General features: G+C 69.7%; 17 protein-coding genes. 16 read left to right on the top strand and 1 reads right to left on the bottom strand.

The genetic code is table 11. The features are described 5' to 3' along the window. Positions 1-74: 74 nt before the first annotated feature. The gene (locus ACIY1X_RS08080) at positions 75-740 is read right to left on the bottom strand and encodes a TetR/AcrR family transcriptional regulator (protein WP_038211757.1); all 666 of its coding nucleotides are present in this window, start codon (positions 738-740) and stop codon (positions 75-77) included. A 166-nt stretch (positions 741-906) separates the two neighbouring features. On the opposite strand from ACIY1X_RS08080, the gene ACIY1X_RS08075 reads away from it, so the two are divergent. The 16 genes from ACIY1X_RS08075 (at position 907) to ACIY1X_RS08000 (ending at position 16096) form a co-directional block, all read left to right on the top strand. Beyond that, positions 907-1431, top strand: a complete 525-nt coding sequence (locus ACIY1X_RS08075) for an SCO family protein (protein ID WP_399679676.1) — start codon at positions 907-909, stop codon at positions 1429-1431. Further along, positions 1428-2102 carry a TetR/AcrR family transcriptional regulator gene (locus tag ACIY1X_RS08070; RefSeq protein WP_399679675.1) on the top strand — a complete coding sequence of 225 codons (675 nt, stop codon included), beginning with the start codon at positions 1428-1430 and terminating at the stop codon, positions 2100-2102. The genes ACIY1X_RS08075 and ACIY1X_RS08070 overlap by 4 nt, the downstream gene beginning before the upstream one ends. 88 nt (positions 2103-2190) lie before the next feature. Continuing rightward, positions 2191-3918, top strand: a complete 1728-nt coding sequence (locus ACIY1X_RS08065; RefSeq protein ID WP_399679674.1) for a thiamine pyrophosphate-binding protein — start codon at positions 2191-2193, stop codon at positions 3916-3918. Further along, a complete protein-coding gene (locus ACIY1X_RS08060) occupies positions 3896-4723 on the top strand; it encodes an SDR family NAD(P)-dependent oxidoreductase (RefSeq protein WP_399679673.1) in 828 nt (275 codons plus the stop codon). Before ACIY1X_RS08065 ends, ACIY1X_RS08060 begins: the two co-directional genes overlap by 23 nt. A 14-nt stretch (positions 4724-4737) precedes the next feature. Continuing rightward, a complete protein-coding gene (locus ACIY1X_RS08055) occupies positions 4738-5691 on the top strand; it encodes a zinc-binding dehydrogenase (protein ID WP_038211763.1) in 954 nt (317 codons plus the stop codon). Between the two features lie 24 nt (positions 5692-5715). After that, positions 5716-6867, top strand: a complete 1152-nt coding sequence (locus ACIY1X_RS08050; RefSeq protein WP_399679671.1) for an ABC transporter substrate-binding protein — start codon at positions 5716-5718, stop codon at positions 6865-6867. 30 nt (positions 6868-6897) lie between these two features. Continuing rightward, entirely contained in the window at positions 6898-7773 is an 876-nt protein-coding gene (locus tag ACIY1X_RS08045; protein WP_399679670.1) for a branched-chain amino acid ABC transporter permease, read from the top strand. Continuing rightward, the gene (locus ACIY1X_RS08040; protein WP_399679669.1) at positions 7770-8708 is read left to right on the top strand and encodes a branched-chain amino acid ABC transporter permease; all 939 of its coding nucleotides are present in this window, start codon (positions 7770-7772) and stop codon (positions 8706-8708) included. Before ACIY1X_RS08045 ends, ACIY1X_RS08040 begins: the two co-directional genes overlap by 4 nt. Continuing rightward, positions 8705-9481, top strand: coding sequence for an ABC transporter ATP-binding protein (locus ACIY1X_RS08035; RefSeq protein WP_399679668.1), 777 nt, complete (start codon positions 8705-8707; stop codon positions 9479-9481). The genes ACIY1X_RS08040 and ACIY1X_RS08035 overlap by 4 nt, the downstream gene beginning before the upstream one ends. 41 nt (positions 9482-9522) lie before the next feature. Then, on the top strand, positions 9523-10227 hold the full coding sequence (locus ACIY1X_RS08030; protein WP_399679691.1) for an ABC transporter ATP-binding protein: 705 nt from the start codon (positions 9523-9525) through the stop codon (positions 10225-10227). Continuing rightward, positions 10224-11270, top strand: a complete 1047-nt coding sequence (locus tag ACIY1X_RS08025) for an alpha/beta hydrolase (protein WP_399679666.1) — start codon at positions 10224-10226, stop codon at positions 11268-11270. The genes ACIY1X_RS08030 and ACIY1X_RS08025 overlap by 4 nt, the downstream gene beginning before the upstream one ends. Further along, positions 11267-12817, top strand: coding sequence for a hypothetical protein (locus ACIY1X_RS08020; RefSeq protein WP_038211777.1), 1551 nt, complete (start codon positions 11267-11269; stop codon positions 12815-12817). Before ACIY1X_RS08025 ends, ACIY1X_RS08020 begins: the two co-directional genes overlap by 4 nt. Positions 12818-13333: 516 nt before the next feature. Further along, complete coding sequence (locus ACIY1X_RS08015; RefSeq protein WP_399679664.1) at positions 13334-13693, top strand: hypothetical protein; 360 nt, start codon at positions 13334-13336, stop codon at positions 13691-13693. Positions 13694-13867: 174 nt separating this feature from the next. Beyond that, a complete protein-coding gene (locus ACIY1X_RS08010; RefSeq protein WP_399679662.1) occupies positions 13868-14632 on the top strand; it encodes an alpha/beta fold hydrolase in 765 nt (254 codons plus the stop codon). Positions 14633-14834: 202 nt separating this feature from the next. Further along, complete coding sequence (locus ACIY1X_RS08005) at positions 14835-15314, top strand: carboxymuconolactone decarboxylase family protein (protein WP_038211780.1); 480 nt, start codon at positions 14835-14837, stop codon at positions 15312-15314. Between the two features lie 26 nt (positions 15315-15340). Continuing rightward, entirely contained in the window at positions 15341-16096 is a 756-nt protein-coding gene (locus ACIY1X_RS08000; RefSeq protein ID WP_399679660.1) for an SDR family oxidoreductase, read from the top strand. The last annotated feature ends 11 nt before the right edge of the window (positions 16097-16107 follow it).

Here is a 16107-nt window from a genome sequence, read left to right as displayed (position 1 = left end):
GCGGCGCGCGGCATGACCGGGCCGATCAAACTGCATGACGCTCCGGCGGCCGGTACGGCGACGCCGGCGGCATGTTAGGCGGCTGGGCCGCTCTTGCTCCAGCCGTCCACCATGCTCGTGACCAGGTGCTTGACCATGAGACGCGTGTCGGACCAGTCCATGGTCCGTGTCATGCAGGGAAAGACGATCGTGCCGTGCACCGCCGCGATCAGGATGTCGGTGGCCAGTCGCGCATTCATGGGTGGACGCGCCAGGGTCTGGAAGAACTCGTCCACCGTGTCGTAGTAGAGCTTGAGGCTGTCCTGCACCACGGGCGACCGGCCGAAGGGCACGCCGGCACTGCCGATCGCCGGCGCCCGGCCCACGCTGGGCGCGGGAAAGATCACCAGGAATTCCTCCATGTGCTCGAGCCAGTAGTCGGCCGTGCCGATGAAGAGCTTGAGGACCCGCCGCTGCGGACTGCGCACGCGCGCGATCAGCTCGCGCAGCTGCTCGGTGGAGGCCTGCATGTCGTGCGCGCGGATGTGGAAGAACAGGTCCTGCTGGTCCTGGAAGTACTGGTAGATGGAGCCCGGCGCGTAGCCGGCGGCCGCGGCGATGCGCCGCAGGGAGACGGTCGACGGTTCCTCGTCGGCGAACAGCTTGCGACCCGCGGCGATGAAGGCCTCCCGGACCTTGGCCTTGTCCTCGGGAGTTCGCGCACGGCTGAGGACCTCGGGTTTGGACGGGCGGAATGACATGGGGTGGCGTACTCTGGGGCTGGGGTTCTTCCGCGCAGAGCGGTGGGCCAAAAGTATAGGGCCGGGCACGGGAAAACCCGGTTCATAAATGAACATGTGTAATTAATATGCGCGCATGACGACACAGACCTCCCCGGCGCCGGTGCGCGCCTGCTGCGGCGGCGCAATGGCCGCCCAAGCTGTCCAGGTACCGGAGGCCCGTCCGGTGCCCATCGATGGCCGTTTCGATCTGGTCGACCACCACGGCCGCGCCGTCAACGAGCGCAGCTTCGGCGATCGCTACCTGCTGGTCTTCTTCGGCTTCACGCATTGCGCCGTGGTCTGCCCGCGCGAACTCGGCAAGCTGAGCGCCGCCCTCGAGCGCCTCGGGCCGCTGGCCGATCGAATCCAGCCCCTGTACGTCACCGTCGATCCGCAGCGCGACGACCCGTCGACCATGCGTGCCTATGTCGCGCGCCAGCCCGGCGGCTTCATCGGGCTCACCGGGACGCCCGCGCAGGTCGAGGCCGCCAAGAAGGCATTCCGCGTGTTCGCGGAACCGGTGCCGGATGCCGGCGCACCCGGCGGCTACGTGGTTCCGCACACGGCCTTCGCCTACCTGATGGCGCCGGGCGGGCGCTATGAAGCCCATCTGCCAGACGCGCTCGACATCGCCGCCGTGGTCGAGCGCCTGCGCCGGCACATCGTGTGACCGGCCGCAAGGCGTATTCCGCGGTCGACAGGCGGCGGGTGCGCCAGGCCTTCATCGACGCGGGTCGCCGCATCCTGGTCGAGCAGGGCGCGGGTGCGATGTCGATGCGCCACATCGCGGCCCGCGCCGGCTACTCGCCGGGATCGATCTACCAGTACTTTCCCGACCGGCGGGCGCTGCTCGTCGCCATCCGCGAGTTCGACATGAACGCGGCCACCGACGCCATGGAGGCCTGCGCTCAGGCCACGGCCAACCCGGCGCGGCGCGTGCGCGCGGTGTTTCTCGAGGCGGCGCGCTACTGGCTCGCGCATCCCGATCACTTCGACGTGCTGTTCGCCGGCTCGCGCGAGCGCGCGGCGCTGCACACACCCGAGGGGCTGCCCTTCGGGCGCTCGTCGAGCGTCGTGCGTTCGCTCGCGCTCTACCGGCAGGTCGTCGACGACTTCCTCGCCTCGCTGCCGCGCCGGCCCATCGACACGACGCTGGCCATGGACTCGCTGATCGCGGCCACGCACGGAGTGATCGCGTTCCCGCGCGTCACGCCGAGCATGCCCTGGTCGGCGACCGCCACGATGGTCGAGACCGTGGTGAGCGCGCTGATCGGACAGTGGGCTTGCGACGCCGAAAGGGCGCCCAAGGGAAAACACCGATATTTAAATGAACGTGTTTAATTAAAGTCCGCCACCAACGAAGCGCGTCCTTCAGAACGGACGCGTCTTCTTTCGGTAACGCGCTCGAAGCGCACTCTGGAGAGCATCCGTGGCGAAACTCAATGGCGGCCAGATCCTGATCGACGTCCTCCGGCGCTTCGGCACCGACACCGCATTCACCCTGCATGGCGGCCACCTCGATTCGGCCTACCAGGCCGCGCGCGACGCCGGCCTGCGCGTGGTCGACACGCGCCACGAGCAGGCCGCCGGTTTCGCCGCCTCGGCCTATGCCCGCAGCACCGGCCGCATCGGCGTGGCGCTGGTGACGGCTGGCGGCGGCATCACCAACGTGGTCTCGCCGGTGGCCAATGCGCTGGCGGACTGCGTGCCGATGCTGGTCATCGGCGGGGCAGCGCCGCTGCAGGACCTCGACGCGCTGCCGGTCAACGGCGGCGTCGATCAAATGGCGGTGATGCGCTCGGTCACCAAGTGGGCGGTGCAGGTGCCGCACATCAATCGCCTGGCCGATCTCGTGGGGCAGGCGATCCGCAAGGCGACCACAGGACGTCCCGGACCGGTGTATGTCGAGATCCCGATCGATGTCATGTTCGGCCTGATCGCGCCCGAGGAGGTACGGCACCTCGATCCGGCGGGCGCGCCGACGCGGCCCGCGCCCACGGCCGATGCGGTGGCGCGCATCGTCGCTCTGCTGCGCCGTGCGCAACGCCCCGTGATCCTCGCCGGCGGCGGCACGCTCTATGCCGGCTGCGCCGCCGAGCTGCGAGCCTTCGCCGAGCGCTCTGGCATTCCCGTGCTCACCAATGCCAAGTCGCGCGGCGTGCTGCCCACCGACCACGCGCTGTGGGGCCGCGGCTACGCGACGCTGGCGCCGGCGCGCGGCCAGGACCTGGTGCCCGACCTGCTGCTGGTGCTGGGCGCTCGCTTCGGCATCTATACCGGCGGTCGCCGCAAGTCCTTCCTGCCGGACGAGGCGACGATCGTGCAGGTCGACATCGAGCCCGGCGAAATGGGGCGTATCCGCGAGCCCGACCTGTCGGTGGCGGCCGACTGCGGCGAGACGCTGCGCGCGCTGCTGGCCGCCACCGAGGTCGCGCCGCTGCCTGACACCACCGCATGGGCGCATCGCCTGTGCGCCGTCGGTGCGGCGTCGAAGCGGAACTTCGCGCAGGTGGCGGCGGCCGACTGCGGCCCCGTGCATCCCTACCGCCTCGCGGCTGCGGTGGCCGCGGCGCTGCCGCGCGATGCAGTCGTCTGCCTCGATGGCGGCGAGTCGCATTCGTGGATCGATTTGACGGCGCACAGCGACGCGCCCGGCCGCTGGCTCGGCCACGGCTACGTGGGCTGTATGGGCGAGGGCCTGCCTCTGGCGGTCGGCGCGCAGGTGGCCAACCCCGGGCGGCGTGTCGTGCTGTTCACCGGCGACGGCTCGATCGGTTTCAACTTCGCGGAGTTCGACACCCTGGTGCGGCACGAGCTGCCGGTGGTCGTGGTCGTCAACAACGACCAGATGTGGGGCATGTCGGCGCACGGGCAGGACCTGATGTACGGCGAGGGCCGGCGCATGGTCAGTGACCTTGGCCGTACGCGCTACGAGCAGGCCGCTGCCGGCTTCGGCTGCCACGCGGAGTTCGTCGAGGACGTGGCACAGCTCGACGCGGCGCTCGCGCGTGCACTGGCGTCGAACCGACCCGCCTGCGTGAACGTGATGACGGACCCGGGCGTGATGCACCCGATCACGCAGCGCTTCGTCGGCCGCATGGCCGAGCGCGACGCCGAACGGAACTTTGTTCCCTATGCCGATGACCTGGAGGCCTGAGATGACGCCGCCAAGCAAGAGACTCGAGGGCCGCGCGGCCCTGGTCACCGGCGCAGGCTCCGGCATCGGGCGCGCCATCTGCATGCGCCTGGCCGAGGAGGGCGCACGCATCGCCTGCCTCGACCGCGATGCAGCCGCCGCGCGCGCGACCGCCGATGCGATCGGCGGCGGCGCGCTGGCGATCGCCGCGGACGTGGCGAACGCCACCGACATGCAGCGCGCCGTCGAGGCCACGGCCGCCGCGTTCGATCGGCTCGACATTGCCGTGAATGCGGCTGGCGTGGGAGCCAGTGCGCGCCTGGTCGACACCACACTCGAAACCTGGCGGCACGTGCTCGACGTGTGCCTCACGGGCGTCTTCGTCTCGCTGCAAGCACAGGCGCGGCAGATGATCGCGCAGGGCGGTCCGGCGGTGATCGTCAACATCGCCTCGACCAATGCGCGGCAGCCCGGCGAGGGGCTGGCGGCCTATTGCGCGGCGAAGGCCGGCGTGGAGATGCTCGGACGCGTCGCGGCGCTCGAGCTCGCGGCGCAGGGCATCCGCGTCGCATCGGTGGGGCCGGGCCTCACCGACACGCCGATGGTGGCGCGCCTGCTCGCCGACCCGGTCGCGCGCGAGGCCTTTCTCGACAACATCCCGCTGCAGCGCCCGGCCCGGCCCGAGGACATCGCGGCGGCGATCGCCTACCTCGCGAGCGACGACGCGGCCTACGTGACGGGCCAGACCCTCTACGTGGACGGCGGTGCCTCGATGCAGCGCTACCCGAGCCTCGCCGCGCGCAAGCCGTCGGCACCGGCCGCCTGACCCCGGAGACACGCATGAAGGCACTGGTCTACGTGGGCGACGCGACGGTCCGGCAACTGGAGATTCCAGCGCCGCGTGCCGGCAGCGGCGAGGTGATGGTCCGCGTGCTGCAGGCAGGCGTCTGCGGCACCGACATGTGCGTGGTGCGCGACGAGCGACCCAAGGCCGAGGCGCCGGTGACGCTCGGCCACGAGTTCGTGGGGCTGCGCGAGGACACCGGCGAGCGCGTCATCATCAATCCGCTGCTGGCCTGCGGCCGCTGCCGCGCCTGCGGCGAAGGTCGCGCCCACCTGTGCGAACGCCGCCAGGTGATCGGCGTGCACCGCGACGGCGGCTTCGCCGAAGCGGTCGCGGTGCACGAGGGCAACCTCGTGCCGGCAGGCCGCGCGACGATCACGCAGGCCGCGATGGCCGATCCGGTCGCCACCGCGTTGCACGCCTACCGCCTCGGCGCCCAGGCGATCGGCAGCGGTCCGGTCGCGATCCTCGGCGCGGGCTCGATCGGGCTGTCGCTGCTGTTCGTGCTCAAGCGCTTCGGCGTGAAGGACGTGATGGTGACCGACCTGTCGGTCGAGCGGCGCGCCTTCGCCGAGGCAGGCGGCGCCGACCGCACGGCCGAGGCCATCGAGGGCAGCTTCGACGTGATCTTCGATTCGGTGGGCGCCTCGGCCACGCGGCGCGACGCCGTGCTCAAGGTGCGCCCGGGCGGCATGGCCGTGCTCATCGGCCTGCACAGCGCCGACATGGCGGTCCCCGCAGGGCCGTTGATCGGCGGCGAGCGCACCGTGAAGGGATCGTTCGGCTACACGCCCGACGAGTTCCGTGAGGCCGTCGCGATGCTGCCCGGTCTCGACACGCGCTGGGTGCATGCCGTGCCCTTCGAGCAGGCCGAGCAGATGTTCACGCGGCTGCTCGAAGGCCGGCTGCCACCTGGCCAGATCAAGCTGCAGATGCGCATGAGCGCCTGACCCCACAACCAGACGGAGACAACCATGAGACCCTTCATTCGCCATGCCCTTCTCGCCCTCGCGGGGCTCACCGCCAGCCTCGCCGCGCAGGCCCAGGGCGAGCCGATCCGCATCGGCGCCATTCTGTCGGTGACGGGGCCGGTCGGATTCATCGGCGATCCGCAGCAAAAGACACTGGAGCTGCATGTCAAACGGCTGAACGAGCGTGGTGGCCTGCTGGGCCGCAAGATCGTGCTCACCGTCTACGACGACCAGTCCGACCCGAATAACGCGAACACTTTCGCCAAGCGCCTGGTCGACACCGACAAGGTCGATGTGCTGCTGGGCGGCACGGTCACGCCCACCGCGATGGCGATCGTGCCCTACGCCGAGCGCGCCGGCGTGCCCTTCGTCTCGACGGGGGGCGGGCTTGCGCTCGTCGATCCGGTGAAGAAGTGGGTCTTCAAGACGCCGCACTCCGACCGCATGGTGGCCGAGCGCATCCTGCAGGACATGCAGGAGCGCGGCATCAAGCGCATCGCGCTGCTCTCGGAAACCAGCGGCTTCGGCCAGTCCGGGCGCAAGGAGGTCACGGCGGCGGCGGCCCGGTTCGGCATCACGGTCGTGGGCGAGGAAAGCTACGGGCCGAAGGACACGGACATCACGCCGCAGTTCACCCGCCTGCGCAACCTGCAGGACCTCCAGGCCATGCTGATCTTCTGCGGCGCGGGCACCAGCCCGGCCGTCGCGATCAAGAACTACGCGCAGATGGGCTTCAAGCTTCCGGTCTACATGCCGCATGCCGCGGTCAACCAGGAGTTCATCAAGCTCGGCGGCGCGCCTACCGAAGGCGTGCGCATGCCGACCACGGGCTTCGTCGTGCCGGACGCACTGGAAGACGGCGATCCGCAGAAGGCACCCTCGCTCGACTACTACCGCAGCTTCAAGGAAGCCTACAAGGTCGACGCCTCGCCCTTCGGCGGCAACGTGGCGGATGCACTGGCCATTGCGGTCGACGGCATCAGGCGCGCCAACGGCACCGACAAGGCGAAGCTGCGCGACGCGATCGAATCGACCAGGGGGCTGGTGGGACTGAACGGCACCTTCACCATGACGCCTGCCAACCACAACGGCCTGACGACCGACTCGCTGCGCATCATCGAAGTGCGCAACGGCCGCTTCGAGCTCGTGAAATGAGCATGCCGGCGCGCCGGCATGGGAGCGACCATGTTGTCTGAACTGCTGCAGTTCCTCTTTTCCGGCCTGACGGTCGGCGCGATGTACGCGCTCGCGGCGCTCGGCTACGCGCTGATCTACAACGCGAGCCACATCGTGAACTTCGCGCAGGGCGAGTTCATCATGCTCGGCGCCATGACGGCGACGGCCATGGTCGAGGCCGGCAGCGGCCTGCCGCTGGCGGTCGCCGCGGCCATCCTCGCATCGGTGCTCACCGGCGCCTGCATGGAACGGTTCGCGGTACGGCCGGCGCGCGGCGCGCCGCTGATCACCCTGCTGATCATCACGCTGGGTGTCGCGCTCGTGATCCGCGGAGTCGTGCAGGTCGTGCTCGGCAAGGGCAATCACGCGCTGCCTGCATTCTCGGGCGACGCGCCGCTGCGCGTCGCGGGTGCCACGCTGGTGCCGCAGAGCCTGTGGGTTCTGGGCGTGACGCTGGCGGTGGTCGTGGTGCTGGCCTGGTACTTCGGCCGCACGCTCTCGGGCAAGGGCATGCTCGCGACCTCGCACAACCCGCTGGCCGCCGCGCTGGTGGGCATCGGGACCGACCGGGTGATGCTCGTGTCGTTCGCGATGTCGGGCGCGCTTGGCGCCATCGGCGGCGTCATCACCGCGCCGATCACCTTCACGAGCTACGACGCTGGCGTGGTGCTCGGCCTCAAGGGCTTCGCGGCCGCGGCGCTCGGAGGCATCGGCAGCGGGCCGGGCGCGATCGTCGGCGGCCTGGTGCTGGGCGTGATGGAGGCGCTGGCCGCGGGCTATGTCTCCGCCGCCTACAAGGATGCGGTGGCCTTCGTGCTGATCCTGCTGGTGTTGATGTTCTTGCCGCGCGGCCTGTTCGGCGCGCGGGTGACGGAGCGCGTATGAGATTCTCAAACCGCCATGCAGGCCTCGCGCTGCTCGCGGCGCTGCTGCTGCTGTTCCCGCTGCTGGGACCGAGCAGCTTCGCCTACGACATCGCGATCCGCATCGCCATCAACGCGGTGGTTGTGATCGGCCTCAACCTGCTCTTCGGCTACGCGGGGCAGATCAGCCTGGGGCACGCGGCCTTCTTCGGCTTCGGTGCCTACGCGTCGGCGATCCTGACGACGCATTTCGACTGGCCGCCGCTGGCCGCGCTGGCCGCCGGCGCGATAGCGACAGGCGTGCTGGCCTTCGTCATCGCGTGGCCGATCCTGCGCCTGGCCGGCCATCACCTGGCGATGGCCACGCTGTCGCTCGGCCTCATCGCGGCCATCGTCTTCAACAACGAGACCCGCTGGACCGGCGGCTCGGACGGCATGGCGGTGCCGGCGCTGTCGGTGCTCGGAACTTCGCTGTCGGGTGAGCCGGCCTGGTATGCGCTCACGGCGGCGCTGCTGCTGCTGGCGACCTGGGCTGCGTCCAACCTGGTCGACTCGCCGGCCGGTCGCGCGTTGCAGGCCATCCGCGGCTCGGAAGTGGCAGCGCGCACCGTGGGCATCGAGGCCGGCCGCTTCAAGACGCGCGTGTTCGTGCTGTCGGCCGTGATGGCCAGCGTCATGGGCAGCCTAATGGCGCACTACGTCGGCTTCCTCACGCCCGCCGCCGCGGGCCTGACGCGTTCGGTCGAGTTCGTGATGATGGTGGTGCTGGGCGGTACCGCCTCGGTCTTCGGATCGATCGTCGGCGCGGCGATCATCACGCTGCTGCCGCAGGTGCTGCATGCCTTCGAGTCCTTCGAGACGCTGCTGCTCGGACTCATCCTCACGGCAGCAATGATCTTCATGCGCGCGGGCATCGTGCCGACCCTGAAGGGGCTGTTCGCCAGGAGGTCGCCATGAGCACGCCGGCGGCCGATGCGCTGAAGGTCGAGGGCCTGTCCATCGCCTTCGGCGGGGTGAAGGCGATCCAGGACCTGAGTTTCGAGGTGCGCGCGGGCACGGTGCACGCGATCATCGGTCCCAACGGCGCCGGCAAGACCACGCTGATCAATCTCGTCACCGGCATCTACCGGCCCACGGCCGGCCGCATCGCGCTGTTCGGCCGCGACGTCGGTGGCATGCCGCCCGAGAAGCTCGCGCGCCTGGGGCTGAGCCGCACCTTCCAGAACCTGCAGGTGTGCATGAACATGAGCGCGGTCGACAACGTGATGATCGGCGCCCACATGTCGCTCGGCACGGGCCTGCTGCGCGGCATGTTCCGCCCGCCCGCGCTGCGCCGTGTCGACGCGGAATGCCGTGCGCGGGCGCACGCGCTGATGGATTTCGTGGGCGTCGGCGCGGACGCGAAGGCGCAGGCAAGCCAGCTGTCCTACGGCGCGCTCAAGCGGCTGGAGATCGCCCGCGCGCTGGCCACGTCGCCACGGCTGCTGCTCATGGACGAGCCTGCCGCCGGGCTCAACCACACGGAGACGGCGCAGATCGAGGTGCTGATCCGCCGGATCGCCGAGAACGGAACCACGGTCGTGCTCGTCGAGCACGACATGAAGCTCGTGATGGGGGTGTCGGACCGCATCCTGGCGCTGCACTATGGCCGCCGGCTGGCGCTCGGCGGCACGGCCGAGGTGCGCAACGACCCCGAGGTGATTGCCGCCTACCTGGGTGCCGAGGCATGAACGCGGGGCCCGCGATGCATGAAGACCTGTCGATGAGCAAGCTGCTCGAGGTGAGGGGCTTGACCAGCCACTACGGCCGCATCCAGGCGCTGCACGCCGTCGACCTTGCGGTGAGCGAAGGCGAGCTGGTGGCGCTGGTGGGCGCCAACGGCGCGGGCAAGACCACGCTGCTGCGTGCCATCTCGGGCGTGCAGCCGGTATCGTCAGGCGCCATCGTCTTCGATGGCGAGCTGATCGTGCGCGCGCCCTGCGCCCTGCGCGTGAAACGCGGCATCTGTCAGGTGCCCGAGGGCCGGCAGGTGTTCGGGCCGATGACGGTGGAGGACAACCTGCGGCTCGGCGCCTTCGTGCGCAACGATCCCGCGCAGGTCGAGGGCGACCTGGCGGCGATGTATGCGCTGTTCCCCATCCTCGGCGAGTTCCGGCGCCAGGCGGCCGGCACGCTGTCGGGCGGGCAGCAGCAGATGCTGGCCATGGCGCGCGCGCTGATGGGCCGGCCGCGCCTGCTGCTGCTCGACGAGCCCTCGATGGGGCTGGCGCCGCTGATCGTGAAAGAGATCTTCGGTGTCATCGGCCGGCTGCGCGACGAGGGCAAGACCATCCTGCTGGTAGAGCAGAACGCGCGCGCCGCGCTGGCCGTCGCCGACCGCGGCTACGTGATCGAGACCGGCCGCATCACGCTCGAGGGGCCGGGCCGTGCGCTGCTCGCCGACCCCGCCGTGCAGGCCGCCTATCTCGGCATGTGAGGCAGGCGGACATGCGGCATGAGATCACCGTGCGCGAGTGCGCAACCCCGAGGCACACCACCCGCTACCTGGCGGCTGGACTGGCAGACGGGCCGTTGATCGTGTTCGTGCACGGTTGGCCCGAGCTCGCCGTCAGCTGGCGCCACCAGATCGAATGCTTCGCCGCGCTCGGTTTTCGCGTGGTGGCGCCGGACATGCGCGGCTATGGCGGCTCGACGGTGCATACGGCATGCGCGGACTACGCGATGGCGCAGGTCGTGCAGGACATGGTGGAGCTGCTCGCGCACCTGGGCCGTGACAAGGCCATCTGGGTCGGTCACGACTGGGGCTCGCCGGTGGTCTGGAGCATGGCGAGCCACCATGCGGAAAAGTGCCTGGGCGTCGCGAACCTTTGCGTTCCCTACCTGCCGCGCGGCTTCACGCTCGACAGCCTGTTGCCGCTGGTCGATCGCAACGTGTATCCGCAGGCCCTGTATCCCGCGGGCCAATGGGACTACCAGTGCCACTATCAGGAAAGTTTCGAAGCGGCGCGCGCCGCGCTCGAGGCCGATCCGTTGCGTACCGTCAAGGCGCTGATGCGCTCCGGAGACCCCGAGGGGCGCGGCAAGCCCTACCGCACCGCGACGATGCGGCGCGACGGCGGCTGGTTCGGCGGCGCGGGCATCGCCCCCGACCTGCCGCGCGACCCCGCCGTGCTCTCCGAGGAGGCGCTCGCCGAGTACGCCGACCGGCTGCGATGCAACGGCTTCTTCGGCCCCGACGCCTGGTACATGAACATGGAGCGCAACGCCGCGTTCGCGGCCGCTGCGCCCGATGCGGGGCGCCTGGCGGTGCCGGTGCTGTTCCTGCATGCCGCCTTCGACTGGATCTGCGAAACCCGCGACTCGCAACTGGCCTCGCCCATGCGCGCCCTGTGCAGCGACCTCAGCGAGGCAGTGGTCGACAGCGGCCACTGGATGCAGCAGGAGCAGCCCGAACGCGTCAACGCCTGCCTGGCGACCTGGATCGCCCGGCGTATCGACCTGGAGGAAAGAACCGCATGACCATCGACGCAGCCCATGACGAGCTCACCGATCGCCAGGTGGGGCACCTGCGCCACTTCGCCAACCTCTCGCGCCAGCCGCCGAACGACTGGTCGCTGATGCAGGGGCGTGGCGCGGGCCAGGACGACTTCGGCGGCTACCGCTTCCAGATCGCGTACATGGCCTACGCCCTGGCCCTGGCGCATCGGCATCGCCTGCCGGCTGCGCCGGGTGTGTTCAAGCCGGTCTTCGAGCGCCTGATGGACAAGATGCTTCTGCCCGAGGTCTGGATGTACTGGGCGCGCGTCAGCCGCGGCGGCAGCGTGTTCAACATGCACCTGGCGGATCGGCTCCAGGAAGAGTGGGACCCGGTCGCGCGCGACAACATCATGTACAGCGCCTACGTGCAGTCGATGGCGTTGCTCTACGACTACTTGTTCGACGACCACCGCTACGCGGCCCCCGGGGCACTGACATTCAGGTATTGGTCCTTCTTCTGGGGTGGCAAGGAGCGGCGCTACGAATACGACCAGAACAGCCTGAACGAGACCGTGTACTGGCAGATGGTGGAGAGCGGCTACCTGGGCGTGGCCTGCGAACCAAATTGCGTGTTCCAGATCTGCAACCAGCCGGCCATCCTGGGCTTTCGCATGCACGATCTGGTCAACGGCCGGTCGGTCGCCGCCGAGGTGACCGATGCCTACCAGAAGGCTTGGGAACAGTTTGGCCGCCTGGGTGCCAACGGCCACTACAACATGATGATCATGGAAGACTCGAAGGCCGTGCGCGACAACGCAGGCCCTTCGCCCTGGGCCGACGCCTGGTGCGGCACGCTCATGAACATGTGGAACCGCGACTTCGTCCGCAACCACTACCCGGCGCAGGTGCGCAGCTGGCTCATCGAGGGGGAGGATGGCGCGCTGTCGGTGCGTTCGGCCGAGCGTCCGCCGATCATGGGCCAGAAGGTGGTCAACGACGACTCCGATTTCGGCTGGACCGCGACCTGGGCCTCGGAGATGGGCGACGAGGCCACGCTGGCCGGGCTGCAGCGCCATGCCGAGCGCTACATGTCGCCGACTTGGCGCGACGGCGGCTATTACTTCCCGCGCAATGACGCGCCGGAGGACGCGCGAGGCCACCGCACACTGATGGAGCCGATGTGCGGCAACGTGCTGATGGGCTATGCAGCGCTCAATGTGCCCGACGGGCTGTGGAAGCTCTACAACGAGCCCATCGACGGCGAGCAGCGCCGCCAGCCCGCGCTGGTGGAGGTGGGTGACGCAGTGGACGTGCTTCAGGCGCGTTTCGACCCGGCAGCGGCGCGATTGCATTTCGCACTGCGCCGCTGCGCCGGTGCGCACGGCGACCTCGAGGTCGCAATCGGACGGCTTGCCGAACGGGGGCGCTGGACGCTCGCGCTCGATGGCTGCGAGGTGGCAGAGGGAAGCGGCATCGTCTTGAACCGCACTACCTTGCCGGCGTTGCGTGCGAACGAGTGCGGCTTGCTGCTCGATTGCAGCCGCCTGGTGGAAGCCGGGCGCTTCGTGCTGAGCTTCCACGCCGGCTGAGGCATTGGCGACCGCGGCCTTTGGAGGAGCCCGGGCGGCAGACGGTTTGGGGCTTGGGGCTTGGGTGAGAGGATGTGAGGGCGGGGGCCTCGGCCGCTGCGCACAGCGGTTGCGCGGGTTGCGCGCTTGGAAGGCGTGGCTTGCGAGGGCGCGCTGGACCCTGGATTGATGTCTGCGCCGGCTGCGTTGCAGTCATGGGGCTGCAGGTTCGACGCCATGCGCGCCGGTTTCCACTTCGGCCTTCACCCGATGCCGCCCGCGCACGCTGAACCGCCGGAAGCCCAGGAATGCCCGCCTGCATGACTCGATGCACGCGGAAACGAGGCAGGTCCACTCTAGCCTCCATGCGAATCTGTAGCTGATCATCCCTGCACGGAGTCTCCCGGCAGGCGTTCGCGGCTGCGCACCGGCGTGCGTGCGGCCGCAGCGCCCGGTGGATTGATGCCATCGGATCAACACGATGGTCCTGGCGAGGGCCCTTCTGCCTCGCCACTCCCGAACCTAGGATTTCGACGCATGGCGCTCTCCATCTCCGCGTCCTCGCCGGACGCGGAGACGCCCGCCGAATCCATCCACCCTCCAACGCACACCATGCCACTGCAGTCCTCGGCACGCCGTCGCTGTTCCGCCGTTGCCAGGGCATCGCGGATGGACATGGCGGCTGCCGGCGCCGGATGCACAGCACCGCGCAGCGCCGTGGATCGCCTGTGCAGCTGGAGCTACATCGCGCTTTGCATCCTCACCGTGACCGCCACGCTGGGAGCAGTCGCCCGCGAGGATGCGAACCCGTCCGGCGCCGCGCTCGCCGCGGCTGGCGACGCCGGCGCGCCCATGCTGGCGATGCCCTGTACGGTGGCCGACGCGCGCTTCGACTGACGGTGCACCGACAGCCCGAGATCCCTTGTCGATCGGCGGCAACGTGCCTGCGTCGCCGGTGCGACAACCACTCCGCACAAGCCGGAATCCCCTGGCAGGCCAGACACACCGAAAGGAGCCAACGTGAAACCGATCCATCGCCTCATGCGCGCCCTCATGATCTTCGCCCTCTGCGTGTGGCAGCTCGCCACGCCGGCCAGCGCGGCCGCGTCCGCCGGACCGCCGAAGCCGACCGTCATCCTCGTGCACGGCGCCTTCGCCGAGTCGGCGAGCTGGAACGCCGTCGTGCGCTATCTCCGCGCACGGGACTATCCCGTCATCGCGGCCGCCAATCCGCTGCGCGGGCTGGCATCGGATGCTGCCTTCGTCGGCGCGCTCGTGTCTTCCGTCGAGGGACCGGTGGTGCTGGTGGGCCATTCGTACGGCGGCTCGGTGATCTCCGTCGCCGCGCATGGGCAGGCCAACGTCAGGGCGCTGGTGTTCGTCGCGGCGTTCGCGCCGGACACGGGCGAGTCGGCGGTCGAGCTGTCCTCCAGGTTCCCCGGCAGCACGCTGGGACAGGCGCTGGCCCCGCCGGTCGTCCTGCCCGACGGCGCCCGCGACCTCTACATCGCACAGGACAAGTTCTGGAGCCAGTTCGCGGCGGACGTGCCCTCCGACGCCGGCCGCCTGATGGCGGCGTCGCAGCGCCCCGTCACCGAAGGCGCCCTTGCGGAAGGGGCGACCCAGGCCGCGTGGAAGACCATCCCGTCCTGGTTCGTCTATGGCGATGCCGACAAGAACATTCCGCCCGCGGCCCTGGCGTTCATGGCGCAGCGCGCGAAGGCGGTGAAGACCGTGGTCGCCAGGGGTGCGTCCCATTCCGTCCTGGTCTCCAGGCCCCACAGCGTGGGCCGGATCATCGTCGAGGCCGCTTCCTCGAAGGCCGGCGAACCCTGAGCGCCCTGCGGCGGCACTGCATGCGCCGCCGCGGCCGCGGCCCTGCCGATTGGTGCATTCGATGCAACACCGAGCGGCCCGGATCGAGGCTACCGCGGCGCAGGGCCGAAACCTACGATGAATCCACGTCCGACGCTCACGCCGGACGCGCACCCTTCCACCTCGAACAGCCGGGACCGAAGGCCCCGGAAAGGACATCGCCATGACGCAACGAGTCGACTACGCCAAGCAATCGCCGGAACTCCTGAAGAAGTTCGTCGAGTTCCTCAACGCCATCAAGGAGGGCGCCATCGAGGAGCCGATCCGCGATCTGGTGGTGATCCGCGCCTCCCAGATCAACCGCTGCGCGTTCTGCCTGGACATGCACGTCAAGCAGGCCAGGCTGCACGGCGAGCGCGAACTGCGCCTGTACCACCTGGCCGCGTGGCGCGAGTCGACGCTGTTCGCGCCGCGCGAACGGGCCGCGCTGGCCTGGACCGAGGCGCTGACCCAGCTGTCCGACCAGGGCGTGCCCGACGAGCTGTACGAGCGTGTGCGCACGCAGCTGTCGGAGAAGGAGATCTCGGACCTCACCTTCCTGGTGATGTCCACCAACGCATGGAGCCGCCTGAACATCGGGTTCAAGAGCGTGCCCGGCTCCGCGGACAAGCTCTTCGGCCTCGACAAGGCCGCCCTGGCCTGAACCCGCACAACCACAGGAGAAACATCATGAAGATCGTCGTCATCGGGGGCTCCGGCCTCATCGGGTCCAAGGTCGTGGACCGGCTGCGCGCCGGCGGGCACGACGTGCTTGCCGCCTCGCCGGCCTCGGGCGTGAACACGCTCACCGGCGAGGGGCTGGATCAGGCGCTGGAAGGGGCGCAGGTGGTGCTGGACGTGGCCAACTCGCCGTCCTTCGAGGACAAGGCGGTGCTGGAGTTCTTCCAGACCTCGGGCCGCAACCTGCTGGCGGCGGGCAGGAAGGCCGGCGTGCGCCATCACCTCGCGCTGTCGGTGGTGGGCACCGACCGGCTGACCGAGAGCGGCTACTTCCGCGCCAAGATCGCGCAGGAGGCGCTCATCCGCGAGTCGGGCCTGCCCTACACCATCGTGCACTCCACCCAGTTCTTCGAGTTCCTGGGCGCCATCGCGCAGTCGGCCACGCAGGGCGACAGCGTGCGCCTGTCGCCCGCCTTCGTGCAGCCGATCGCCTCGGACGACGTGGCGGCCGCCGTGGCGGAGTACACCGTGGGCGCGCCGCTCAACGGCGTGGTCGAGATCGCCGGGCCGGAGCGCGCGCGCCTGTCGGACCTGGTGCAGCGCTTCCAGGCCGCCTCGAATGACCCGAGGACCGTGGTGCCCGACGTGCACGCGCGCTATTTCGGCGCCGAACTGAAGGACGAGACCCTGGTGCCCGGCCCCGGAGCGCGCACCTGCAGCATCGGCTTCGATGCCTGGTTCGCCATGCCGAAGGCGCCGCGCTGAACCGCTGCGGC

The sequence above is a fragment of the Xenophilus sp. genome (assembly GCF_044462705.1).
Classification (GTDB): Bacteria; Pseudomonadota; Gammaproteobacteria; order Burkholderiales; family Burkholderiaceae_C; genus Xenophilus; species Xenophilus azovorans.
The sequence above is the reverse complement of the archived record's forward strand: the minus strand, read 5'-3'. Positions and strand labels throughout refer to the sequence as shown.

Bases quoted from the DNA above. Each gene is read 5' to 3' on its own strand.
- ACIY1X_RS08080 (WP_038211757.1), bottom strand. From the start codon at position 740: ATGTCATTCCGCCCGTCCAAACCCGAGGTCCTCAGCCGTGCGCGAACT.
- ACIY1X_RS08075 (WP_399679676.1), top strand. From the start codon at position 907: ATGGCCGCCCAAGCTGTCCAGGTACCGGAGGCCCGTCCGGTGCCCATC.
- ACIY1X_RS08060 (WP_399679673.1), top strand. From the start codon at position 3,896: ATGCCGATGACCTGGAGGCCTGAGATGACGCCGCCAAGCAAGAGACTC.
- ACIY1X_RS08055 (WP_038211763.1), top strand. From the start codon at position 4,738: ATGAAGGCACTGGTCTACGTGGGCGACGCGACGGTCCGGCAACTGGAG.
- ACIY1X_RS08050 (WP_399679671.1), top strand. From the start codon at position 5,716: ATGAGACCCTTCATTCGCCATGCCCTTCTCGCCCTCGCGGGGCTCACC.
- ACIY1X_RS08045 (WP_399679670.1), top strand. From the start codon at position 6,898: ATGTTGTCTGAACTGCTGCAGTTCCTCTTTTCCGGCCTGACGGTCGGC.
- ACIY1X_RS08040 (WP_399679669.1), top strand. From the start codon at position 7,770: ATGAGATTCTCAAACCGCCATGCAGGCCTCGCGCTGCTCGCGGCGCTG.
- ACIY1X_RS08035 (WP_399679668.1), top strand. From the start codon at position 8,705: ATGAGCACGCCGGCGGCCGATGCGCTGAAGGTCGAGGGCCTGTCCATC.
- ACIY1X_RS08020 (WP_038211777.1), top strand. From the start codon at position 11,267: ATGACCATCGACGCAGCCCATGACGAGCTCACCGATCGCCAGGTGGGG.
- ACIY1X_RS08015 (WP_399679664.1), top strand. From the start codon at position 13,334: ATGGCGCTCTCCATCTCCGCGTCCTCGCCGGACGCGGAGACGCCCGCC.
- ACIY1X_RS08005 (WP_038211780.1), top strand. From the start codon at position 14,835: ATGACGCAACGAGTCGACTACGCCAAGCAATCGCCGGAACTCCTGAAG.
- ACIY1X_RS08000 (WP_399679660.1), top strand. From the start codon at position 15,341: ATGAAGATCGTCGTCATCGGGGGCTCCGGCCTCATCGGGTCCAAGGTC.